This window comes from Streptomyces vinaceus (assembly GCF_008704935.1).
In the GTDB taxonomy this organism is placed as follows: Bacteria; Actinomycetota; Actinomycetes; order Streptomycetales; family Streptomycetaceae; genus Streptomyces; species Streptomyces vinaceus.
The window spans coordinates 7,452,801-7,473,395 of record NZ_CP023692.1 but is presented as its reverse complement, the minus strand read 5'-3'; the positions used below and the strand labels follow the sequence as shown (position 1 = coordinate 7,473,395).

At 70.4% G+C, this 20,595-nt stretch carries 24 protein-coding genes and 3 pseudogenes; 15 read left to right on the top strand and 12 right to left on the bottom strand.

The genetic code is table 11. The features are described from left to right. Positions 1-221 precede the first annotated feature (221 nt). Complete coding sequence (locus CP980_RS33835) at positions 222-911, top strand: hypothetical protein (protein WP_150529938.1); 690 nt, start codon at positions 222-224, stop codon at positions 909-911. Between the two features lie 117 nt (positions 912-1,028). Here CP980_RS33835 and CP980_RS33830 read toward each other — a convergent pair whose 3' ends face one another. After that, entirely contained in the window at positions 1,029-1,409 is a 381-nt protein-coding gene (locus CP980_RS33830; RefSeq protein WP_132760828.1) for a hypothetical protein, read from the bottom strand. Positions 1,410-1,633: 224 nt separating this feature from the next. On the opposite strand from CP980_RS33830, the pseudogene CP980_RS36170 reads away from it, so the two are divergent. The 3 genes and pseudogenes from CP980_RS36170 to CP980_RS35350 all read left to right on the top strand — a co-directional run. Then, positions 1,634-1,936: pseudogene (locus CP980_RS36170) on the top strand (nitrate reductase); the annotation flags it as partial. Further along, positions 1,915-2,061: a hypothetical protein gene (locus CP980_RS35355; RefSeq protein ID WP_167535923.1), complete on the top strand. Its 147-nt coding sequence runs from the start codon at positions 1,915-1,917 to the stop codon at positions 2,059-2,061. The pseudogene CP980_RS36170 and the gene CP980_RS35355, both read left to right, overlap by 22 nt. After that, positions 2,025-2,183: a hypothetical protein gene (locus tag CP980_RS35350; RefSeq protein WP_167535922.1), complete on the top strand. Its 159-nt coding sequence runs from the start codon at positions 2,025-2,027 to the stop codon at positions 2,181-2,183. Before CP980_RS35355 ends, CP980_RS35350 begins: the two co-directional genes overlap by 37 nt. 102 nt (positions 2,184-2,285) lie before the next feature. On the opposite strand, the gene CP980_RS33815 is transcribed toward CP980_RS35350, so the two are convergent. After that, positions 2,286-2,810 carry a cysteine hydrolase family protein gene (locus CP980_RS33815; protein WP_150529937.1) on the bottom strand — a complete coding sequence of 175 codons (525 nt, stop codon included), beginning with the start codon at positions 2,808-2,810 and terminating at the stop codon, positions 2,286-2,288. Between the two features lie 851 nt (positions 2,811-3,661). On the opposite strand from CP980_RS33815, the gene CP980_RS33805 reads away from it, so the two are divergent. The 5 genes from CP980_RS33805 (at position 3,662) to CP980_RS33785 (ending at position 7,610) form a co-directional block, all read left to right on the top strand. Beyond that, a complete protein-coding gene (locus CP980_RS33805; protein ID WP_132760826.1) occupies positions 3,662-4,291 on the top strand; it encodes a flavodoxin family protein in 630 nt (209 codons plus the stop codon). Positions 4,292-4,324: 33 nt separating this feature from the next. Further along, positions 4,325-5,221: an SDR family oxidoreductase gene (locus CP980_RS33800; RefSeq protein WP_132760825.1), complete on the top strand. Its 897-nt coding sequence runs from the start codon at positions 4,325-4,327 to the stop codon at positions 5,219-5,221. Further along, entirely contained in the window at positions 5,218-6,219 is a 1,002-nt protein-coding gene (locus CP980_RS33795) for a PHP domain-containing protein (RefSeq protein WP_150529936.1), read from the top strand. Before CP980_RS33800 ends, CP980_RS33795 begins: the two co-directional genes overlap by 4 nt. A gap of 134 nt (positions 6,220-6,353) precedes the next feature. Continuing rightward, positions 6,354-6,914, top strand: a complete 561-nt coding sequence (locus tag CP980_RS33790) for a hemerythrin domain-containing protein (RefSeq protein WP_132760824.1) — start codon at positions 6,354-6,356, stop codon at positions 6,912-6,914. Between the two features lie 192 nt (positions 6,915-7,106). Continuing rightward, a complete protein-coding gene (locus CP980_RS33785; RefSeq protein ID WP_132760823.1) occupies positions 7,107-7,610 on the top strand; it encodes a hypothetical protein in 504 nt (167 codons plus the stop codon). A gap of 51 nt (positions 7,611-7,661) precedes the next feature. Here the strand turns inward: CP980_RS33785 and CP980_RS33780 are convergent, their stop codons facing one another. The 6 genes and pseudogenes from CP980_RS33780 to CP980_RS33755 all read right to left on the bottom strand — a co-directional run bounded on the left by CP980_RS33780 (position 7,662) and on the right by CP980_RS33755 (position 12,579). Beyond that, positions 7,662-8,846: a zinc-dependent alcohol dehydrogenase gene (locus CP980_RS33780; RefSeq protein WP_132760822.1), complete on the bottom strand. Its 1,185-nt coding sequence runs from the start codon at positions 8,844-8,846 to the stop codon at positions 7,662-7,664. A gap of 258 nt (positions 8,847-9,104) precedes the next feature. Next, positions 9,105-9,530, bottom strand: a pseudogene (locus CP980_RS33775) (CBS domain-containing protein); the annotation flags it as partial. 628 nt (positions 9,531-10,158) lie between these two features. Next, positions 10,159-10,266 (bottom strand): annotated as a pseudogene (locus CP980_RS36795) (IS5/IS1182 family transposase); the annotation flags it as partial. Between the two features lie 66 nt (positions 10,267-10,332). Next, positions 10,333-10,839, bottom strand: coding sequence for a DinB family protein (locus tag CP980_RS33765; protein WP_150529935.1), 507 nt, complete (start codon positions 10,837-10,839; stop codon positions 10,333-10,335). 160 nt (positions 10,840-10,999) lie between these two features. Beyond that, a complete protein-coding gene (locus CP980_RS33760) occupies positions 11,000-11,740 on the bottom strand; it encodes a class I SAM-dependent methyltransferase (protein WP_132760820.1) in 741 nt (246 codons plus the stop codon). Between the two features lie 242 nt (positions 11,741-11,982). After that, positions 11,983-12,579 carry a TetR/AcrR family transcriptional regulator gene (locus tag CP980_RS33755; protein ID WP_150529934.1) on the bottom strand — a complete coding sequence of 199 codons (597 nt, stop codon included), beginning with the start codon at positions 12,577-12,579 and terminating at the stop codon, positions 11,983-11,985. A 326-nt stretch (positions 12,580-12,905) separates the two neighbouring features. Between CP980_RS33755 and CP980_RS33750 the strand changes: the two genes are divergently transcribed. Beyond that, entirely contained in the window at positions 12,906-13,373 is a 468-nt protein-coding gene (locus tag CP980_RS33750) for an ATP-binding protein (RefSeq protein ID WP_132760818.1), read from the top strand. Positions 13,374-13,533: 160 nt separating this feature from the next. Here the strand turns inward: CP980_RS33750 and CP980_RS33745 are convergent, their stop codons facing one another. Together CP980_RS33745 and CP980_RS33740 are read right to left on the bottom strand one after the other, a co-directional pair. Then, on the bottom strand, positions 13,534-13,941 hold the full coding sequence (locus CP980_RS33745; RefSeq protein WP_150529933.1) for a VOC family protein: 408 nt from the start codon (positions 13,939-13,941) through the stop codon (positions 13,534-13,536). A gap of 163 nt (positions 13,942-14,104) precedes the next feature. Then, the gene (locus CP980_RS33740; RefSeq protein ID WP_150529932.1) at positions 14,105-14,503 is read right to left on the bottom strand and encodes a VOC family protein; all 399 of its coding nucleotides are present in this window, start codon (positions 14,501-14,503) and stop codon (positions 14,105-14,107) included. 141 nt (positions 14,504-14,644) lie between these two features. Between CP980_RS33740 and CP980_RS33735 the strand changes: the two genes are divergently transcribed. The 5 genes from CP980_RS33735 (at position 14,645) to CP980_RS33705 (ending at position 18,642) form a co-directional block, all read left to right on the top strand. Beyond that, positions 14,645-14,971: a TfoX/Sxy family protein gene (locus CP980_RS33735; protein ID WP_150529931.1), complete on the top strand. Its 327-nt coding sequence runs from the start codon at positions 14,645-14,647 to the stop codon at positions 14,969-14,971. 1,669 nt (positions 14,972-16,640) lie between these two features. Further along, on the top strand, positions 16,641-17,054 hold the full coding sequence (locus tag CP980_RS33725; protein WP_150529930.1) for a phage holin family protein: 414 nt from the start codon (positions 16,641-16,643) through the stop codon (positions 17,052-17,054). After that, positions 17,051-17,449: a DUF3618 domain-containing protein gene (locus tag CP980_RS33720; RefSeq protein ID WP_150529929.1), complete on the top strand. Its 399-nt coding sequence runs from the start codon at positions 17,051-17,053 to the stop codon at positions 17,447-17,449. Before CP980_RS33725 ends, CP980_RS33720 begins: the two co-directional genes overlap by 4 nt. Next, positions 17,446-17,712: a DUF4235 domain-containing protein gene (locus CP980_RS33715; RefSeq protein ID WP_150529928.1), complete on the top strand. Its 267-nt coding sequence runs from the start codon at positions 17,446-17,448 to the stop codon at positions 17,710-17,712. Before CP980_RS33720 ends, CP980_RS33715 begins: the two co-directional genes overlap by 4 nt. 522 nt (positions 17,713-18,234) lie before the next feature. Then, entirely contained in the window at positions 18,235-18,642 is a 408-nt protein-coding gene (locus tag CP980_RS33705; protein ID WP_150529927.1) for a TraR/DksA family transcriptional regulator, read from the top strand. Positions 18,643-18,681: 39 nt separating this feature from the next. Here CP980_RS33705 and CP980_RS33700 read toward each other — a convergent pair whose 3' ends face one another. After that, complete coding sequence (locus tag CP980_RS33700; protein ID WP_150529926.1) at positions 18,682-19,575, bottom strand: aldo/keto reductase; 894 nt, start codon at positions 19,573-19,575, stop codon at positions 18,682-18,684. 13 nt (positions 19,576-19,588) lie between these two features. Further along, positions 19,589-20,530, bottom strand: a complete 942-nt coding sequence (locus CP980_RS33695) for an NAD-dependent epimerase/dehydratase family protein (protein ID WP_132760812.1) — start codon at positions 20,528-20,530, stop codon at positions 19,589-19,591. Positions 20,531-20,595: the final 65 nt, after the last annotated feature.

Here is a 20,595-nt window from a genome sequence, read left to right as displayed (position 1 = left end):
GCGACGGGGCCAGGCGACGGCTGCCTCCCCCAGCAGCGCAGGTTCCGAGCCGCGAAGTGATCCATCAGTGCCCACGGGGGGCGCTCAGTCAGATTCGGTGATCATGGCCCTCGGATTTCGGACTTCCCTGGGCCCAGCAACACGCATACGCTCGGACCGTTTCAGTGCAAAAGTGATTTGCTGGCTCCCGGCACAGTGAGGCGTCTCCCATGCCTGGATGGATGGACTTGGCATACAGCACGGCCGGCGGTGTGGTCGGCGCCGCGGTGACCAACTACCTCTCCAAGAACCAGGAACGTCGGCAGCAGCGAGCGGCGGTCATGCAGCAGCTCCTCCGCGTCGCAGCGGTGCGCGAGAGGGTACGCGCCATCGTGCCGAGCCGGAGGGAGAGTCCGTCGTGGCCCTTAGCCGGGGCACGACTGCTCGCCACGGCACGTTTTGGCGTTACGGCGGTCCTGGAGGACGGCCACGACGCCGAGCGCGCCCAACGGGAAGCGATCGCAGATCTTGTGGTGGCCGCGCTCTCGGCGGGCATACCCCGCAGGATCCTGGACTTCGCCGGAGGTAGTGAGGAACGTGCCTTGCAATGCGAGGTCATCACAATGGTCGATCTCCACTTGGGCGGTGTCCTGGGTGAGTCGCTCGAAGAACTCATGACGCAGTGTGCGGAATATCGGCAGGCGACAGCTCAACACCTGCTCCGGGCTCTGTGGCACCCATGGCAGACGCGATTGCGGATGCATGCGCGCCTTCGCGTGTTGCGTCAGGACGCGGCCGCACTCCATCGCATGCAGGAAGCGGCCATGTCGGTCCTGGCTCAGCCGGAGCACATCGAAGCCCTGGCCGAGCGACTCGGTCGCCTTTCGGATCAAGACCCACAACGCGTCAACAGTCCGGGACCCCCGGCATAGGCAGTGCCGCGTGACTTCGAGTCAGATCCGTTGCGTAACGGGTCCACGCCGAAGTCGGCCTCGTCGCGATGCTCATCCCCTGGCCGGCCCAGGCCTGTCCGGCCAGGGGAACGCACGTCAGCCAGGGCGGAGCCGCTTGGAGTCCTTCTCCTCGACGCCGGTGAAAGCGGAATTGTCCTTGCCGCCGCTGGGGCGCTGAGAGCGGCCTCGGGGACCCAGGTCGTGATGGCCCTTCTGGCTTCCCTTCCGGGCGAGGTCTTCGCCGCTGCGTGAGCTGCTCTCGACGGGTACGCCCTCGTCGGCTTTACCGGGGCGCGAGCCCTTGCGGCTCTTGGCGCCGCCGGCTTCCTTCTGGGGCGGGTCAAAGGAGCGCTTGGCGCTCGGGTTCTCCTGGGTGTGTGTCGAGTCGACATCGGGTGACCAGCCGTGCTGCTGCGTACCCGTATGGCGGCTGGGTCCCTCGCCGTGGGGGACGTGCGACTTCGGACGCGTGGCCATGGCAGCCACCTCCTGGTTGGGGCCTTCGGTCGCCGTGCGCCTGCCCACTGGCGGGGAGGGAAACCCCTCTTTTGCCCTCCCTGCCAGGCGGACCGGGCAGTCCAGGCGATCAGCGAGCCGTCTCGGGCGGGACGCGCAGGGTGGACGGCGCTCTATCGAGGGTTCGGCGGCGCGCGCCGGCCCGGTCCGGTGCAGGCGCCGCCCGGTGGAGAGGAGCGGCCGAGATGCGGACTCCGGTGAATGTGTCCGGCGATCGGACCGGCGATCCATGGGGAGACCGCACCCCCTACGGCCGGGGCGGACAGTGGCCCATCCGTACCGACTCCTGCCTGGCGACGGGCATCGCGGAGGGCGACGTCGACCCGGGGGTGCGGTCGGCTTCGCTCCTGTATTCCGGTGGTGACGCGGTGGACATCGCCGTCCGGGACGGGCGCATCGTGGGGGTCCGTGGCCGGTCCGGCGACCGCGTCAACCGCGGCCGGCTGGAGCCGAAGGACCTGTACGCGTGGCAGGCCAACCCGCGGCCGCGGCCCCGGACGTGTGGGTGGAGATCGCAGCCTCCGACGCTGCCCGCCTCGCACTGGCGGAAGGCGACCTCGTGGAGCTCACCACGCGGTGCGGTGCGCTGCGCTGCGCGGGCGGCTGCGCGTAGGCTCCATCCGCCACGGCGTCCTGTTCGTCCCCTTCCACTACGGGTACGGGGCACCCCTGCCGGCAGCGCCCCGGCCCCGGGTGCTGTGGCGCGTGCCGCGCGAGCTGATCGCCACCGTCTGAGATCGCGTCTCCAAGGAGCCGCAGTTCAAGACCGCCGCAGCCGCTCTCTCCCTCGTCGAACGAGCCGGTGGCCCCGCCCGGCCGACACGGTCCGAGCCGCCGTCACTGTGAAGGGTCACCCTCGAAGGTGATCTCGCCGCTCGGACGGAGTTCGGCCGACATGTTGCGTTCCATCATGCGCAGGGCCGCTTCGGCGAGGCCTGCGTCGATGTGGGCGACCGCGTCGACGGCCACGACGACTTCGAGGTGCCGGATGTGGGCGTCCAGGGCCGAGTACAGGACGCACTGCTCGGTCACCTGCCCGCACAGCACCACCCGCCGTACATCGAGCTGGCCCAGCAGGTAGGCCAAGGGTGTTTCGTAGAAGACCGAGTGCCGCGCCTTGACGACGAACAGGGACTCCTCGTCGGGCGCGATCGGCTCCACCAGCTCGGAGTATCGGCCCGCCAGGGCGGCTTCCAGGATCTCGCCGTGGTGGGAGCGCCAGCGGCCGAAGTTGTCGTTCACGTACACGACCGGCGCCCCCGCCTCCCTCGCCAGCCGGAGCAGCGCCCCGACGCCCGGCAGGGCTTCGCGCACGGACCGCACCAGCGCCTCGGCGTCCTCGTGCTCATAGGTGTTGAGCATGTCGATCACGATGAGCCCTGTGCGACATGCGTCGCCGCTGCCCGCCGCGCGGCCCAGCGGACGGCTGTGGGAAGTGCGACCGCCGCTCACGGCCGTGGCCCGGGTGCCGTCGGCGCGGGCGGCTGGGCGCGTGCCCCGCTTACTGCCTGAGCCAGCGAGGGGTGGACCCGGACCGGGCCGGCGGTATTGGCAGCCAGCTGGTCCGCAGCAGTCGGAGAGGTCGTCACCACGGAGAATCCGACACGGTGCTCCTGCGCTGTTCGATGGGCCCGAAGGACCGTACTGAAGACAGCCGGCGTCCACACTCCCTCGGCGGCTACGACGAGATGGTCCGGCCGGTGGGCCCGCAGGAGTTCCTCCACGGCCAGCGTCACGGCCGCGCGGTGGCGTACGGCCAGGGCAGGGGCCAGCCGGACGATGAGCACGCCTCCATCGAGGGTGTGGGTCAGCAGCATGACGGGTCCTCCATCCAGCACGGAGACGAGGTGGCCGACAGTTTCCCGCCTCGGCCCGTTTCCGACACGCAAGCCACGCCGCGTACGGCTCAGGCCCGCGTACCGCTCAGGGCGGCTGCGCTCCGTGGTGCGGCCGCCGCAAGGGGTGCCCCACGCCAGCCGGCCCTGTGGGGGTGCCGCGGCATGGTCTGCCCGGCACGGGAGACGCGAAACATGACTCGGAGCATGGCCGACAAGGTCCTGCCCGACACCCTCAAGGCAGAAGGGCACCGCCGGATGGCCGAGCCCGGGTCCGCGGGCCGGCAGGCGCGGCCGGCACGCACCTCCAGCACCAGATCGACGCTCTCGCCACACACGGGGCGGGATACGCAGTGACGATCCGGGTAGCCGGACCACATGGACACCACTACCGAAACCACCCCGCTGCGCGCCGTCGCGCTGGTCTGCACGCTCTCGCCCTCCCCCAAGCCGTCCAGCTCCCAGTTGCTGGCCGAACAGACCATGGCCGCCCTGGCCGATCACGGGGTTACCGGCAAGGTGATCCGTATCGCCGATCACGACGTCAAGCCCGGCGTCGAAGTCGACATGGGCGACGGCGACGCCTGGCCGGGGATCCGCGACACGATCCTGGGCTGCGACATCCTGATCCTGTCGACGCCGATCTGGGTCGGCCACCCCTCCAGCGTTGCCCAGCGCGTCCTGGAACGGCTCAACGCCGAACTCGGCGAGAGCGACGACGAGGGCCGCATGCTCACGTACGGCAAGGCCGCCGCGGTGTGTGTGGTCGGCAACGAGGACGGCGCACACCACGTCAGTGCCGAACTCTTCCAGGGTCTGAACGACGTCGGCTTCTCCCTGGCCCCGAACGCCGTCACGTACTGGGTCGGCGAAGCCATGCAGGGCACCGACTACCAGGACCTCGACAAGACCCCCGAGAAGACCGCCGCCACCACCAGGACCCTGGCCGCGAACACCGCGCACCTCGCGCGCCGCCTCAAGGCCGCCCCCTACCCGCCCTCTGCCTGACACCCGCCCCGACCAGGCCGGAAGGAGACCGCGATGTCCTCCCACGACCAGCCCCACCACACCGCCGATCCGGTGTCGCTCCACGCCCGCCCCCCGTTCCCCGACCAGGACCAGAGCCATCCCGGCTCGACGGAGGCGATGGAGCCCCGCCCCGACCACGGCGAGGACACCTACCAGGGCCACGGCCTCCTGCACGGCCGCAAGGCGCTGGTCACCGGAGGCGACTCCGGAATCGGCCGGGCCGTCTGCCTGGCCTTCGCACGGGAAGGCGCCGACGTCGTCTTCACCCACTTGTCCGAGGAAGCGGAGGAGGCCGACGAAACCGCCCGCCTGATCCGCGAGGCCGGCCGCACGGCGGTTGCCGTGGCCTGCGACATCCGGCACGAAGACGAGTGCACCGCCCTCGTCGACAAGGCAGTGGGCGAGCTGGGCGGAATCGACCTGCTCGTCAACAACGCCGCCTACCAGATGGCCCAGCCGGACGGGATCGAGGCGATCACCACCGAGCAGTTCGACCGGGTGATGAAGACCAACCTCTACGGGATGTTCTGGCTGACCAAAGCCGCCCTGGCCCACATGCCGCGCGGCTCCTCGGTGATCAACACCACCTCGGTGCAGGGCTACCAGCCCAGCCCGCACCTCCTCGACTACGCCATGACCAAGTCCGCGATCATCTCCTTCACCCACAACCTGGCCCAGATGCTCGCCGAGCGCGGAATCCGGGTCAACGCCGTCGCCCCCGGGCCGGTCTGGACCCCCCTGATCCCGGCGACCATGCCCGACCCGACCACGTTCGGCGAGCAGTCACCGCTGGGCCGGCCCGCGCAGCCGGCCGAGATGGCACCCGCGTACGTCTTCCTCGCCTCCGACCGCGCCTCCTACATCACGGGCGAGATCGTCAACGCGACCGGCGGAACCCCGCTGCCGTGACCCCGGCCGAGGCACTGCGCCGGATCGCCTTCCTCCTCGAATGGCGCGGCGCGTCCCCGTACCGCGTACGGGCCTTCCTCACGGCGGCCGACGCCGTCCACGACCTGCCACCGGGGCCGGTGGACGCCGCGCAGGCGGAGCGGGCGCGCGGGGTGGGGCCGGTCACCGCCGAGGTGATCGCCCAGGCCTCGACCGGGGCGGTCCCGGACTACCTCGCCCGTCTGCAGGCCGAAGCCGGCCCCGGCGCCGCGGCCGGCTGGGATCTCGCGGCGTCCAGCACCGGGGACTGTCACCTGCACTCCGACTGGTCGGACGGCGGCAGCCCGATCGAGGACATGGCCGAAGCGGCCCGCGCCCTGGGCCACCAGTGGGCCGTGCTGACCGACCACTCGCCGCGGCTGACGATCGCCCACGGATTGAGCCCCGAGCGGCTCGAAAGCCAGCTGGAGGTCGTGGCCGGCCTGAATTCCCGGATGGGCCCGGGCTTTCGGCTGCTCACCGGCATCGAGTGCGACATCCTCGACGACGGCTCCCTCGACCAGGACGAAGACCTCCTCGGCCGGCTCGACATCGTCGTGGCATCCGTGCACTCCAAGCTCCGCTCGGACCCCGAGCCCATGACCACCCGCCTGCTGGCCGCGGTCCGCAACCCGCACGTCGACGTCCTGGGGCACTGCACAGGGCGGATCATCACCGGCCGGGGGCGCCCGCAGTCCCGCTTCGACGCCGAGGCCGTGTTCGCCGCGTGCGCGGAGGCCGGTACCGCGGTGGAGATCAACTGCCGGCCCGAACGGCGCGACCCCCCGGACGACCTGCTCGCGCAGGCCGCCGCCGCAGGCTGCCGGTTCGCCGTGGACACCGACGCCCACGCCCCCGAACAGCTGCACTGGCAGAGCACCGGCTACGCACGTGCCGCCCGGATCGGCCTCGGACCGGACCGGCTGGTCACGACCTGGCCACTCGGCCGGCTCGTGAGCAGCAGAAGCGGCACGCCGTGAACCATCCACCTTCCGCATGTGGCTGCCTCCCCCGAGCGGGTGAGACGCCCTGCGTGTGCGGGCGCCCGCACGTCCGGCGGGGAAGCGTTCGGTTCGGGCCGGACAGGCCCGACCCGAACACGCATGGAGGCGACATGGGACACGGCGGGAACGTGATCGACGAGCTGATGGCCGACCACCGCGAGGTGGAGGGTATGTTCGCCCGGATCCAGGCCATGACCGGCACCGGGCAGGAGCTCCGCGATCTCATCGACGAGATCACCATCGAGCTGGTGCGGCACTCGGTCGCCGAGGAGCAGTACCTCTACCCGGCCGTACGCGAGCACGTCGAGGGCGGCGGGCCGATGGCGGACAAGGAGATCGAGGACCACGGCCGCGTCGAGAAGCTGCTCAAGCGGCTGGAGAAGATGAGCACCGACGACGCACACATGAGCCCGCTCCTGCAACAGCTCATGGACGAGGTCTCGGCCCACGTCCAGGACGAGGAGAGCAACCTCTTCCCGATGCTGAGGAGAGCCTGTACCCCGCAGCAGCTGGACGATCTCGGTGACAAGATCCGCCGCGCCAAGGCCATGGCGCCCACCCGCCCGCACCCCGCCGCACCGAGCAGCCCCACGGCCAGCAAGCTCCTCGCGCCGGGCGCCGGCCTGGTGGACCGGGCGCGCGACTTCGTGACCGGCCGCGGCAAGTCCTGACCTCCGCTCCGGGGCGGCGGGCCGCAGGTACGCGTCCGGGCCTGCCGCCCCGGGACGGAGCGTGACGTGCGTCATGCCGCGAGCCCGTCGCTTGGGGCTACGCTGGTCGGCCACGAGCGGAGCGGCGCAGCTTCGCGCCGCAGCTCGCGGACCCGGCCGGGCCCAGGCGAGCACGCCCCCGAGGAAGCCGCCGTGTCCGCCGATCTCACGCCCGTCATAGCCGCTGGCACCCGCTGGCTGCTCACCGCCTTCCCGCCCTCCCCCGGGGCGTTCAGCCAGGCCCTGGCCGAGGCCCAGGCCCGCCAGGCCGTCACCCTCGCCGCCGCCCTGCGGTACCCGACGCCGCTCGACGCAGAGCTTCTGCATCTCCTCGGCCCGGGCGGAAGCGCCCGGCTGGACTGGCTGACCGGCGCCGACCAGGGCGACGACGCCGACGCCGACTGGCGGACATGGGTGGACGAAACCGTCGTCAGCTGGGCCGCCTGCCTCCTCGCCGCCCCCACCGTTGCCCTCGCCGCCCACCACCTCGTCGACCGCGGCCAGGCCGGTGATGTCGCCCGGCTCACCCGCCCCGGCGACCACGAACACGACGCCGCGCCCTTGCTGCGCCATCCCGACCTGCTGGAGCCCGTCGCCGCCCTCCACCGGGCTCTGCTGCTGGACCTGCTGGACAACGAGGCCACCGCTACCAGGTAGGGCAGGGCGAAGCCCGCTCCCCGCTCCGCCTCGGCGGCCTGGTGATCGACGTCAGGGATGGAAGAGGACCTTCACCATGTCGTCCCGCTTCGCTTGGAAGTCCGCGTACGCCCGCGGTGCGTCGTCCAATGGCAGGTGATGGGTGGCGAAGCCTTCGACCCCGAGGGGGTCGCCGTCGGTCAGCAAGGGCATCAGGTCGTCGACCCACCGACGGACGTTGGCCTGTCCCATGCGCAGCTGGATCTGTTTGTCGAACATGGTGAGCATCGGGAGTGGGTCGGCGGCGCCGCCGTAGACGCCGGAGACGGATATCGTGCCGCCGCGGCGTACGAGCTCTATGGCCAGCTTCAGGGCGCCCAGCCGGTCGACCCCGGCCTTCTTCATCAGGGCGGCGGCCATGGCGTCCGGGAGCAGGCCGGTCGCGGTCTGTACGGCCTTGGTGCCGACGCTGCCGTGGGCTTCCATGCCGACGGCGTCGATCACGGCGTCCGGGCCCCGTCCGCCGGTGGCGCTGCGGACCGCGTCGACGAGCTGGTCTCCGTAATGGGACAGGTCGTAGACCTGGACGCCGTGGCCGGCTGCGCGGGCGAGTCGTTCGGGGACGAGGTCGATGCCGATCACCTTGCCGGCACCGCGGTGGGCGGCGATGCGGGTGCACATGTCGCCGATGGGTCCGAGGCCCAGGACGGCAACGCTGCCGCCGGGGGGTATGTCGGCGTAGACGACGGCCTGCCAGGCGGTCGGGAGGACGTCCGACAGGTACACGAACCGTTCGTCCGGTGGCCCTTCGGGGACGCGGATCGGGAGGGTGTCGGCGAAGGGGACGCGCAGGTACTCGGCCTGCCCTCCGGGCACCTGCCCGTAGAGCTTCGTGTATCCGAAAAGGCTCGCGCCGCTGCCGTGCTCGTGGACCTGGGTCGTCTCGCACTGCGAGTGCAGTCCCCGCTCGCACATGAAACAGGTCCCGCAGGACACGTTGAACGGTACGACGACCCGGTCGCCGACCTTCAGTTCCCGGACGTCGGGCCCCACCTCGGCGACGACTCCCATCGGCTCGTGTCCCAGGATGTCCCCCGCGTCCAAGAAGGGCCCGAGCACCTCGTACAGATGCAGGTCCGATCCGCACAGGCCCGTCGTCGTCACTCTGATCACGACGTCCGTGGGATCAGTGATCTTCGGGTCCGGAACGGTTGCCACCTCGATCTTGCGGCGGCCCTGCCAGGTCACGGCTTTCATCACGCCTCCTGGGTTACGTATGCGTACGTATGCGTAGTGCGGCACCTCGCGGCCGACACCGCAGGATCAATGCGCTTTCGCCACCGCGGGAAGGAGATCGGGAGCGAAGCAGGTGGTGGGGACCGCGCTCGGATCCCACGGGGACGTCGACGGGACCGGTGTCGGGGCGGGTGTCGGGCGTTCCCTCGTCTCCGCCGCAGGCCTTGGCCTGCCGCTCGCCCGGGCGGCCCGAGCTTCACGAGCCGCCGGGGCACGAGTGTCAGCTGGAGGGGGCTGCGAGAGTTGGCCGACACGGGGGTCGGGGAGAGAACGGACGACCTCGGCCTGGGCGACGGCGACGGCGAGCGTGTGGCCGTCGATCACGGGCAGGCGCCGAACCTTGTGCTCGGTCATGGTCCGCAGGATCTCCGCGACGTCGTCGTCGGCACCGATGGTGACCGCCTCACCCTGGGTGAGCTCGCCGGCCGCATAACTGGCGGGGTCCCTTCCGAGTCCCTTCCGGCGCCGAGGGCCTTCGCTGCGATGGCGCGGTCGGTGAGCATGCCCTTCAGGAGTTGATCGCTGCCACAGATCGGCAGCGCACCCACTCCGAGGCCGGTCATCTTCTTCGCCGCATCCAGGATGCTGTCGTCGGCACCGATGCAGGTGGCGTCCGGCGGTCATCATGTCGCGTGCGGTAGTCACGATGCGTCTCCCGCGACTCGATTCGGCCACGCGCCGGCCCCGGTGGCCTGGTATCCGTGCGCCTGCCCTGTTCCCGGTCCGCCAAGCAGCCCACGCACCGGCAACCAGCTCCCCACCGGCCGACGACGGTATGCCCGGCGATCGGGTCGCCCGCCCCGGGTCAGCCATAGCGGGGCCTGATTCCGGCGAGACGGGATGAGGACCTGCGCGTGCTCGCCAAGGAGATCCGGGCCTGAATGACGGCGGCTGGTGCTGGCGCTTGTGAGGGTCCGGCCGGGGGACCGGCCGGACCGGCGCCCTGGGGCCGGAGGCGGAGCCGGGCGGGGCGGTCGACGTGGGGTGTTCCCCACCACCTGGATGTCTGTCGATGCAGAGACAGCCGGTCGCCCCTACCCTCGCACGCTGTCCATCCTCCGCGCGGCCAGGTCAGGAGGTGACGGGGACGGTCACGCCGAGGGCGACGGCCGCACGGCGGGGCCGTGCACGGTCGTCTGCGGCCAAGTGGACCTTGGTGCTCAGGGGTGCTCAAGCCGCCGCGTGAGGGTCCTGCCGATGTCGTCGTCGGCGTCCGCGGCCGCGAGGACCGCGGTCAGGACGCCCTGCCAGGTGCCGTCGACGGCCCATCTGATCAGCGGTTTGTGGCGGCCCGGAACGGGCCGCGCTCGTCGGGCAGGTCACGCCAGGGCGAGTTGGTGCGGTACTTCCACGCGATGGTCTCAAACGTGCGGCGGTGGTCGGCCCACTGCTGCCGCTAGACGGACAGGCAAGTCCGATCGACTGACCAACCGTTCAAAGAGACACGCTAGTCGCCGGTCTGGCCGTCGAGCATCTCGCGCAGGATGTCCAGGTGGCCGTTGTGGCGGGCTGTCTCCTCGGTGAGGTGAAGGAGGATCCAGCGCAGGTCGACATGGAGACCGTCACGGACGGCTCCCTTGGCCTGGGTGTCCAGGCTGCTAGCGGCGACCAGTTCGCGGTAGCGGGCGCTCTGTTCGGCGTATTCGTCGAGCAACTGCGTGAGCGGGAAGTCAACGGCGATACGCATCTCGCGGTCGGGGTCCTCATCGGTCCAGGGGCCCTGGTCTTCCTCGCCGAGGAAGACCACCTGGAACCAGTAGTACTCGACCCATCGGAGGTGGTTGATCACTCCGCACATGGTCATCAAGGGGGAACCCGGCAGGAGCGACTTGCGGGCGTTCTCCGCGGCGACGCCGTCGCACTTGGCGCGGGCGGTGTCTCGTGTGTAGTCGAGGAACGTGGTGAGCTGGGTGCGCTCGTCCCACGCGGGCGGCGTGTCGTCGATTCTGGTCATCGCGCGAAGCATCCCCGATCACGCGACCGATGTCGAAGTGTTTTCCGACGGGCCGACCGTTCCACTTGGGCTAGTCCGGCGGGTCACCACAGCGATCCAGCGCCGACGGGCCGTAGTCCTGCCCGGCGACGGGGTGCCTTCACCTCTCCGGCGGCGGAACTTACGGTTTGTGGGCTACCCAGAGCAGTTCCGCCGGCCAGCGGTGTGCCCAGTCGGGCGGGTCGGTTTCGTTGTAGCCGTTCGGTGTTCCACGTTCGGGCCGCGGCTCGATGAGGTCGTCGATGATGAGACCCGCACCGACCAGGACCTTGACCCAGTCGCCGTAGGTGAGCTGGTAGCTGTTCGCGCCGTCGTCTTCGGCAATGGCGTTCAGCCCGAAGTAGTCCTGCTGCAGCGTGGTGGTCACGCGGCCGGCGGCTTCGTCGTAGCAGGCTTCGAACCATGGGCTGGCGACGTTGAAGACCAGGCGCCCGCCCTGGCCCAGGACGCGAGCGGCCTGCGGGACGGCCAGGTGCGGGGGCGCCCAGCTGAGCCCACCGAAGTCGCAGAACACCAGGTCGAAGCTATCGTCGGCGAACGGGAGTTGTTCGGCGGCACCTTGCACCAGCGGGTAGCGGGCCGCTCCCATCGCGCGGGCCGCCGCGGCGAGCTGGGCTTCAGACAGGTCGAGCCCGACCACGGTGGCGCCCTCGGCGGCGAGCGCCCTGGACCACTGGCCCGCGCCGCAGCCGAGCTCAAGGACGCGCTTGCCGGTGACCTCGCCCAGGGCGTGCAGATGCGCGTCGGGGATGGAATACATGCCCCACAGCCGCGGCGCGGAGCCAATTTGCGGATCGTGCGCGTGCTGGTAAGCGCTGCTGATCTCGTTCCAGAACCGCCGGTTGGCGGGGATGCTGTCCACGTGCCGACTCCAGCACTGCATGCCGGGGGCGGTCAACACGATTTGGGGCACTGGCCGGCCCTCTCCTCGATCCTGCCCCGGCTCGGTCCACGATCCGCCGGACGGTTCCTAGACGGCATCCTGGGGCGGTACCGAGGACGGCTCCGGGTGGCACGCTGCGCGATTCCCGCGATCGGTTCCCGTCCCGAAGGGCACCGCGATCGGTTCCCGTCCCGAAGGGGCCTGGACCGGCCGTGGGCCACTCATCCGGGGCGCCAGGCGGGTTCGAGGCGGTCGAGCAGTATCCGGAAGGCGGCTGTCGCCTGGTCCCAGTCGTTGTCGGCCGGCGCCGCGTGGAGCAGCCCCAGAGTGGCGTTGACCAGGAGGCGGGCCTCGACGACGGCCCTTTTCTCGGGCATTCCGAGGGCGGTGAACGCGGAGCTGAGCAGAGCTCGCCATTCGCCGAGCACGTTGCGCATGACCGGGCCGTAGCGGCTGGGGTGGAGCACGCTCGCGGTCATCACCTCGAAGGTGAGGGGGAGGACCTCACGGCGCTCGGGAGCCGTGAACTGGTTCCACAGGTCTTCCACGATGCGCCGCAGGCCGGCGGCGTCCTGGGGGGCGCCTCGGCTGTCGAGCGCCTGCCGCAGGAGCAGGACAGGTCTCCCCTCGTCCTGGGCCAGCGCTTGGGCGATCAGACGGTCCTTGCTGCCGAAGTAGTAGAGGAGCATGCGGTCACTGGTGCCCAGAGCTTTGGCGAGAGGGCGCAGCGAGAGGTCCGCGAGCCCGTTGCGGATCACATACTCGCGGACCCGGCGCAGCAGGTCTGCTCGTTTGCGCAGGTCAGCCGGTCGCCCCATGGAGTCGCCCCCTCTCCCCTACCGTACGGGAATGTCGCATTTAGGCAGGTATTTACTGTAGCACCTGCTACGTGTACATTTGACCGTAGCGGGTGCTACATGAACGGCGGCGACACCGACCGCCCCCGAGGCCGCCCGCCATCCGAGTGAATGGAGTGATCAGCATGGCCGCCCAGAACGACGGCCTCCGCGCAACCCGTACCGGCCGACCCGGCGGGCTCAGGGCCTGTCGCCCGTACTGCCGGCATGACTCCATCCGGCCCGTGTCCGCCCGCGGCAAGCAGCGAGTGGGCAGCCATGCCGACACGTCATGGATCGCCCGGCAAATGGCACTGTGGTCAGTCGCCCTCACTCCCCACAGCGCCTCGCCCCTCTGCGCCGGCGTATGGGACACGTCCTGGCCCGTGGCCCGTGAACCGGCCTCGGTAGGCCGTGCCCGGCGCGCCCTCGCAGCACAGCTGTCCTCTTGGGGACTTCACGGGGTCACCGACACCACTCGGCTCCTGGTCAGCGAACTCATCACCAACGCCTTGCGCCACGCCCACGGCCCGGTCCAGGTCAACGTGCGCGTGCATGGGGCGGTCCTGCGCTGCGAGGTGGAAGACGCCAGCCCCGCCAGCCCCGCCCGCCGCAGCGCTGACACCGACTCCGAGAGCGGGCGTGGCATCGAACTCGTCGACGCCCTGGCCCAGGACTGGGGCAGCGAGCGCACGACGACCGGCAAGACGACCTGGTTCGAACTGGCCATCCCCGACCCCGGTCACAACCAGGCGTATCCGGCGCTGCCTACGTGACCAGGGGCACGCCCTTGGGGTACAGGGTGCATTCATCAGAGGTCGGTCCTTGGTCGCGAGGCACCACCGCAGACGCGGCGCCGAAGCCGGGCCCCGCCAGGTCGCGGTTCCCGCACCCAGTCACCGGGCCCCGACGACAGCTCGGTGTCCGGAGCCCAGGTCAGGCGTATTTGCCGAGGTCGCTGGCCTGGAGGGCGGCCTGGTCGTTGATGCCGATGACGTAGCCGTCCGGGTCGCGGAAGTAGAACATGCGCTGGCCGGTGTGGTCGGTGACGGTGTCCTTGATGATCTCCGCGTGCCGGGCGATGCGGTCGTGGGTTCCGTCGAAGTCGTCCACGCCCAGGTAGAACATGCCGGCGAAGCCGATGGGGGTGTCGGCCAGGCTGGGCAGCCAGTTCTTCAGGTCGGCGTTGCTGTAGAGCATCCCGCAGAATCCGCCCTGGTAGAGCAGCATGTGGATGTCGTCGCCGGGGCTGGTGGTGCTGGAATCGACGTCGAAGCCGAGCTGCTCGTAGAACGCGATGCTGGCCGCGGTGTCCTTGACACTCAGGCAGGGAGCGAACGGCATGAATCCTCCATGATCGGGGTGCGGCCTCCACCAGGGTGCGAGCGCGGGGCCGGCATACGCCGGGCACACCACGGTTCCATTTCTCCGCCCGTACGGCGGGCGTGCACTCCGGGGGCCGCCGTATTGATGAGAGCAGCCGCTCAAAGCGGGCCGGCCGGGGTAGTCAGTGCGTGCTGCTGACGCAGAAGGGCTGGCCGGAGGGGTCGAGCAGGACGGTCCAGAGGTCCTCGCCCGGCTGGTGGGCGGGCATGGTGGCGCCCAGCCCGAGGAGGCGCTCCTCCGCTGCCTCGACGTCGCCGAACCCGATGTCCATGTGGAAGGCGAGTTCATCCTGCGGCCAGGTGCGGGCCTTGAACGTCGCGGCGGACCAGAAGACGTACATCATGTCGCCGACCCCCACCGGGAACGCCGCCGGGCGGCCGTGCTCCTCACGGTACGGCTCGGCGACCTGCGCGCCCAGGGCGGCGGCGTAGAAGTTCGCGAGCTCGCCCCCGTCCTGGGCCCAGATCGCATACGACAGATCCTTCCCGCTCACGGCGCTGCCGGCATCAGTGTCGATCATGGTCTTCTCCTACGGTGCGGTGCGTGGGGCGGTTGCGTTCGCCGAAGACGACCATAATCAGCAAATAGGACAGGAGATGTCCCATATCGCTTGTGGTGGGGTTGGCGGGCAGGCGCGACGGCGCCTGGGTAACGTGCGGCCGTGGCTTACGACGAAGTGCTGGCGGAACGGGTCCGGGAACTGCTGGAGCAGACCGAGGAAACTACTGTGAAGAAGATGTTCGGCGGACTCGTCTTCACCGTGCAGGGCAACACGGTGGTCGGTGTGGTCGGCGACGAGCTGCTGGTACGCGTCGCCCCAGACGACACCGAACAGGCTCTCGCTCAGCCCGGCGCGCGGCCTTTCGAGGTCCGCGGCCGGATCTCGAAAGGCTGGGTCACCGTGGCAGGAGAAGTCCTCGACGACCACGTCCTGAACAGTTGGCTGCAACTGGGCCGCAGGGCCGCCGCCGCCCTTCCACCGAAGTAACGTCCTCTTCCCCACCGCCCGTGAGGATGCGGCCCGCCCCGGGGCCCAAGAGCGCGTGAGGGCAAGGGAGACGGTATCCCAGTTGGCCGCCTCGTTCACCCGCTACCGAAGCCGCAGCCTCGCCGGCGCAGGCCGATGGCGTTCGCATGCCGGATGAACCCCCACCCGCCTGCACAGGCGGGCAGCAGGCGACCGAAACGCGAAGGGGGCTTGGGCGGCCGTCGCGGACCAGCAAAGGGATCTGAGGCATCCGGTCTCTGGAAACCACGGCCGGGCCTCGCGCGCTTCCCCCGCGGAGACAACCATGTTCAGAGGGGGGCCGTAGAGGCGCATCATGCGCTGCGCGACGGCGAGGCTGCCCCCTGCCGGATCGAAATGCGGGTGCCGCTGTGGCGGTATCGGAGGTCGCTGATCGCGACCCGGCGCCCGCGGTCTGGAACCCGTCCCCATACGCAGTTCGGTGGGCGAAGCGTCACCGGGATCCGCCTTCCCGGCTCCGCACCCCGTCCCAGGGTTCGTGGCGTGCATCCGGCTCGTAAACGACGGTACGGCGATCCTCTGGATTCCGGCCCTATCGGCCAGGCGTGCCACCAGCGGGGAAGGATGGAGAGTGACGAGGTGGCCGCGGGAGTTGAACGGCGCGGTCGAGCCGGCTGGCCGCGTTCTGCCGCCCTGGCGCCAGGCGGACGCCGACTTCCGCGACACCCATAATCTCCGGGTTCACCTCCGGCGGCCGCACCCCCCGCTCCAAAAAGTCCGCGGCTTCGAAGCGCACCGCTTCACGCTTCGGCCGCCCCGCGGCGGTCAGTCGACTGCGACCTCTGGCCCGAGATGTGATCCTGCCTCAGGGAAGTCGGCCCTTGGTGCCAGTTACGGGCTCCCCCATAGGCCGAAAGATATGAGGGGCCCAGTCGGTTCTGGGGGCGAGTTCTTTCAGCCCATGCTCGGAGCCGCCTGAATCAGACCCTCACGGCCGCGGCTACCGTGTCGGTACGGCGGCGGGCCAGGTCTGTCTGCGCATCGGATTGCACCGTGCAAGCGAGTCCTGTTTGCGGTCCGCGCTTCGGTCACATGCTGATCCAGCAGTACAGCTGACGGCCGTAAACGGTCGCCCTTTTCGCCAGAGCAGCGAGACCTACCAGGAAGCCGGGGAGCCCGGTCGGGTCCGACTCGCCGTTGAACACACCCGACGCAGACCAACCATGAGCCCCTTCGCCCAGCTGCTATAGGTCAGCGCGGAGATTGCTCGTCCGGTCAACTGTGGTGGACTGTTCTGTGCCGCTTCCTGTCCGGGGCCTGCCTCCTGGCGCGAACTGCTACCACCGGGAACCTCCCGACCCTCCTGGACCGCACGGCACGCTCGCTCCGGCGTGGGCCGAGGCCGCCGATCAGGGCGTGGCCCGGCACTCGCAGCCCTTGCCAGGCCGACCCCCTGGGCCTCTGTCGGGCCGCCTTTCGGGCAGGGCGGGTGACATTGCGGTTGCGGGGTAGTCGCCCCGTGACGACGACATGAGTATCGCAACCCTGAACGGCATCGCCTCGGCCGGGCGCAGCGCCGCTCTCCCGTCCGGGCATCGCGCTCCCGTCCGGGACCAGCAGCTCCGCGCAGAGCTCCAGACCGATGTGTCGCCCGTTCCGGCAGTTCGAAGAAGGGCAAGGTGTCCCCATCATGACCACGACACAGCGGCAGCCCCACGTCGCCGACGACTCGGTGGGCGTCCTGGTCACACGCGCCTCGCAGCAGATATCCGAGCTGGTGCGCGAGGAGATGCAGCTGGCCCGGGCGGAGATGACGCAGAAGGGAAAGCGCTACGGGAAGGGCAGCGGCCTCTTCGGCGCCGCAGGACTTGTCGGCTTCATTGCACTTCAGGCCCTGGCGGCAACCTGTATCGCCGCCCTCGCGCTCGTTCTGCCGGTCTGGGCCTCCGCCCTCATCGTCGCCGCGGTCCTGGGGGCCGTGGCGGGCGCGACCGCCCTGGCCGGAAAGAAGCAGATCGGCCGGGCCGGCACCCCGACTCCCGAGCAAACCATCGACAGCGTCAAGGCCGACCTGGCCGAGATCAAGGAGAAGGCACACCGATGAACGACGAAGCCCGAACCAACATCGGCACCCCCGCCCCCACCCCTGGCGGCTCCGACTCCGCGGAACTGCGCGAGCAGGTCGAGCGCACCCGCGACGAGCTCGGCAAGACGGTCGAGGCCCTCGCCGCGAAGGCCGACATCAAGGCCCAGGCGAAGGAGAAGGCCGCCACGGTAAAGGACCAGGCCGCCGAGAAGGCAGCGCTGGTCTCCGACCAGATACGGGAGAAGGCCGGCGACGCCGCCCAGCTGATGAAGGGCAAGACCCCCGATCCCCTCCTGGAGAAGGCAGACCAGGCAGCCAATGCCGCACGCGCCAACCGCACCCCGCTCCTGCTGCTCGCAGGCGCCGTGGTCGTGCTCCTGCTGGTCCGCCGCAGCCGGGGGCGCCGCCGATGACAGCGTCCAAGATCGCGTACAAGCCCGTCGGGCTGGCCCTGGGCGCCCTCAGCGGCATGATCGCAGGCGCCGCATTCAAGCAGGCGTGGAAGCTCGTCGAGGGCCAAGGCGACGCTCCCGACGCCACCGACGAGGACCGGCCCTGGAATCAGATCCTGCTCGCCGCGGCCATCCAGGGTGCGATCTTCGCCGTGGTCAAAGCGTCGGTCGAACGGTCAGGGGCTGTGGCCGTACGGCGTCTGACGGGCACCTGGCCGGACTGAGCGCCGCGGTGCCGGCCTCCAGGCAGCTCGGACGCGTACGCGGCGATCACGTGCCGCTATCGGCAGGCCGGGTACCGGTCGGAGCTCGGGGCACGGTGCGTGCGGGCGGCGGACTCCCGGAGGGACGCCGCCGCCCGCTGCGGCCGGCCACGCCGACGCCGAGCCGCACGGCGACGCCTCGGGCGGACAAGGCGTAGGCCTCCCTAAGAACGGCAAGAACGCAGGAACCGCGCCTACTTCGCCGCCGCGGGATCCGCTGCACCACTCCCGACAGGGCCGATCAGCCGCTCATCCGCCGGAAGCTCGGCTCGCGGGGCGGCCGGCCACCGCGCTTCGACCCGTTCGACTAGAGGTGAGGACTCGCACCGCACACCGGGGCAGGGGGCCCGGGCTGAGGGCGCCGGCCATGCCATGAGCGAGCCCCCCGGCGCGAGGACCCCGCCGGCCCGAGCTGGTGGGAGTGCACGTGGTCCGACGCGGGGGCGGGGGAATCACGGACAGCGCAGCGGCGTTATCGCACACATGAGCGATACGCCCCGGCGCGATCAGCAGGACCACAGCCAGTCGATCTCGACCACGGTTCACGAGCGACTCGCAGCCGACCGCGCCGACACGCTCGCTCGCATGGCGGCGCTCGGCCGCGACTTCGACGGGATCGTCGCGGCGAACGCCTTGGTGGCCGTCGACGACGAGCACGACCCCGAAGGGGGTACCACCGCCTTCGAGCGGGCGCACGTGACCTCACTGCTCACACAGGCACGCGAGCACCTGGACGAACTCGACCGCGCCCTGGAACGCCTCGAACAGGGCGAGTACGGGCGGTGCGAAAGCTGCGGCACGACGATCCCGCCCGAGCGCTTGGAAGCCCGCCCGGCGGCGACCACCTGCGTGACCTGCGCCCGGCCCCGCACCCGTCACGATCCACGGTAGGCCCTGCCCCGCGGCAGACCTCCCGTGCCGATTGCACCGTCACACGTTCTCGGCCGCCTTTCCGGGGGCGAGTCGCGTCTGCTCGGATTCCGTCAGTTCGAAGTCCGCGGCCAGGGCCGAGTCCGTGATGGAGGCCGGGCGGCTGGCTCCCGGTACGGGGATCACCGCCGCAGAGCGCGAGAGCAGCCAGGCCAGCGCGACCCGCTGCGGGCTGACACCGCGTTCGGCCGCGACGCGGTGGAAGGCCGTGCCTGCGGAGGTGGGGCCCGTGGGGCCGTCGAGGGAACTGCGGCTGATGCCGCCGAGGGGGCTCCATGGGAGGAAGGCCAGGCCCAGTTCGGTGCTCAGCCGAAGCTGGGGCTCGCTGTCGCGGACAGCGGGCGAGTACTGGTTCTGAACGGAGACCAGTGCGTCGCCGAGGATGGCGTGCGCTTCGCGGATCTGGGCGGTGGTCACGTTGGAGATACCGGCGGCGCGGATGGTGCCGGCCTCGACGAGATCGCGCAGAGCGCCGACGGATTCCGCCCAGGGGATGGCCGGGTCCGGCTTGTGGAGCTGGTACAGGCCGATCGCCTCGACGCCCAGCCGCTTCGCGGAGGCTCCGGCTGCGCGCTTGAGGTGTTCCGGATCCCCGTCTACGGTCCAGCTCCCGTCTCCGGGACGGCCGCGGCCGCCCTTGGTGGCGATCAGGACATGGGACAGGTCGCCGCCGTAGTGAGCCAGGGCGCGGGCGATGAGCCGCTCGTTGTGGCCCACCTCGTCGGCGTGCCAGTGGTAGGAGTCGGCGGTGTCGATGAGCGTGACGCCCGCGTCGAGCGCGGCGTGGACGGTGGTGATGGCCCGGCTCTCGTCCGGACGGTGCTCGATGGACAGCGGCATGGCTCCGAGCCCGATGGCGCTCACGCTGGTGTCCCCGATGGTGCGGTGTTGCATGGTGGTGCACTCCTCAGGCGGGGTGTACGGCGGATGCGGTGAGAGCCTCGGCGACGGCACCGGGCAGCCAATCAGACGTGCGCGAGAAGGCGAAATGCATGCTCTTGGCCCGGGTGTTGCTCATGGCGTAGTGGCGGTCGAAGGAGAACGGCGACGCGGTCGCGCCCTCGGTGACCACCCGGTAGACGGGCTCCCGGCCGACCTGGTCGGCAACGGCCGCGGCGAGGTCGCGTACGTCGAGCAGGCCGTCGGAGCAGGCGTTGAGGGGGCCGGTGAACGAGCTGTCGGCGGCCGCCCACAGCAGCAGATCGGCCAGCTCGGCGTAGTGGATGAACACCGACGGCAGCGCCTTCTCGTGCACCGTGATCTCTTCGCCCCGGCGTATGCGCTCGGTGTAGTGGGCCAGCCTGCCGGTGAACTCCTCTGCTCCACCGCCGAGTACGTGCGCGCTGCGCACGGAGGCGAACGCGAAGCCGCCGGCTCGGGTGAGGACGGCCTCCGCCTGGCGCTTGCCCTCCGCGTAGTGGGCTCCGAGGTACGCCTCGTCGTGCCAGGGCAGGTCCAGAGCCACCCGCCACGTGGCCGGGTCCACGCTCATCTCCGGCACCGGCGTGCCCGGCGAAACCGCCGGCAGCGCGGCGGTCGCGGGGTCGTAGACCTCGATCGTGGAGGTCATGACGTATCGGTGGGCGCGGCCGGCGAAGACGCGGGCGGCGATCGCGGCCTGAACGGGCGTGTAGCACACCTGGTCCACGACGACGTCGAAGGTGCGGCTGCCGAGCGCGGCGAGGAGCGCCGTCTCGTCATCGCGATCGGCGACGAGGTGCTCGATCCCCTCGGGCGGCCGGCTCGAACCGCGGTTGATGACCGTGACCTGGTGGCCCGCAGACTGCAGGCGCTCGACCAGGAGTTTGCCGAAGTAGCGGCTTCCGCCGATGACGCAGATCCTTTGCATGCCCCCACTGTGGACACCTATCGTCATCAGCAGAAGTAACGGCTTGCTGGTGGCGATGTAAGGAA

What these genes read in the sequence shown, in the direction of transcription:
- CP980_RS33835 (WP_150529938.1), top strand. Translation starts at nt 222, where the DNA reads ATGGACTTGGCATACAGCACGGCCGGCGGTGTGGTCGGCGCCGCGGTG.
- CP980_RS33830 (WP_132760828.1), bottom strand. Translation starts at nt 1,409, where the DNA reads ATGGCCACGCGTCCGAAGTCGCACGTCCCCCACGGCGAGGGACCCAGC.
- CP980_RS33815 (WP_150529937.1), bottom strand. Translation starts at nt 2,810, where the DNA reads ATGCTCAACACCTATGAGCACGAGGACGCCGAGGCGCTGGTGCGGTCC.
- CP980_RS33805 (WP_132760826.1), top strand. Translation starts at nt 3,662, where the DNA reads ATGGACACCACTACCGAAACCACCCCGCTGCGCGCCGTCGCGCTGGTC.
- CP980_RS33800 (WP_132760825.1), top strand. Translation starts at nt 4,325, where the DNA reads ATGTCCTCCCACGACCAGCCCCACCACACCGCCGATCCGGTGTCGCTC.
- CP980_RS33790 (WP_132760824.1), top strand. Translation starts at nt 6,354, where the DNA reads ATGGGACACGGCGGGAACGTGATCGACGAGCTGATGGCCGACCACCGC.
- CP980_RS33780 (WP_132760822.1), bottom strand. Translation starts at nt 8,846, where the DNA reads ATGAAAGCCGTGACCTGGCAGGGCCGCCGCAAGATCGAGGTGGCAACC.
- CP980_RS33765 (WP_150529935.1), bottom strand. Translation starts at nt 10,839, where the DNA reads ATGACCAGAATCGACGACACGCCGCCCGCGTGGGACGAGCGCACCCAG.
- CP980_RS33755 (WP_150529934.1), bottom strand. Translation starts at nt 12,579, where the DNA reads ATGGGGCGACCGGCTGACCTGCGCAAACGAGCAGACCTGCTGCGCCGG.
- CP980_RS33750 (WP_132760818.1), top strand. Translation starts at nt 12,906, where the DNA reads ATGGCACTGTGGTCAGTCGCCCTCACTCCCCACAGCGCCTCGCCCCTC.
- CP980_RS33745 (WP_150529933.1), bottom strand. Translation starts at nt 13,941, where the DNA reads ATGCCGTTCGCTCCCTGCCTGAGTGTCAAGGACACCGCGGCCAGCATC.
- CP980_RS33740 (WP_150529932.1), bottom strand. Translation starts at nt 14,503, where the DNA reads ATGATCGACACTGATGCCGGCAGCGCCGTGAGCGGGAAGGATCTGTCG.
- CP980_RS33725 (WP_150529930.1), top strand. Translation starts at nt 16,641, where the DNA reads ATGACCACGACACAGCGGCAGCCCCACGTCGCCGACGACTCGGTGGGC.
- CP980_RS33720 (WP_150529929.1), top strand. Translation starts at nt 17,051, where the DNA reads ATGAACGACGAAGCCCGAACCAACATCGGCACCCCCGCCCCCACCCCT.
- CP980_RS33715 (WP_150529928.1), top strand. Translation starts at nt 17,446, where the DNA reads ATGACAGCGTCCAAGATCGCGTACAAGCCCGTCGGGCTGGCCCTGGGC.
- CP980_RS33705 (WP_150529927.1), top strand. Translation starts at nt 18,235, where the DNA reads ATGAGCGATACGCCCCGGCGCGATCAGCAGGACCACAGCCAGTCGATC.
- CP980_RS33700 (WP_150529926.1), bottom strand. Translation starts at nt 19,575, where the DNA reads ATGCAACACCGCACCATCGGGGACACCAGCGTGAGCGCCATCGGGCTC.
- CP980_RS33695 (WP_132760812.1), bottom strand. Translation starts at nt 20,530, where the DNA reads ATGCAAAGGATCTGCGTCATCGGCGGAAGCCGCTACTTCGGCAAACTC.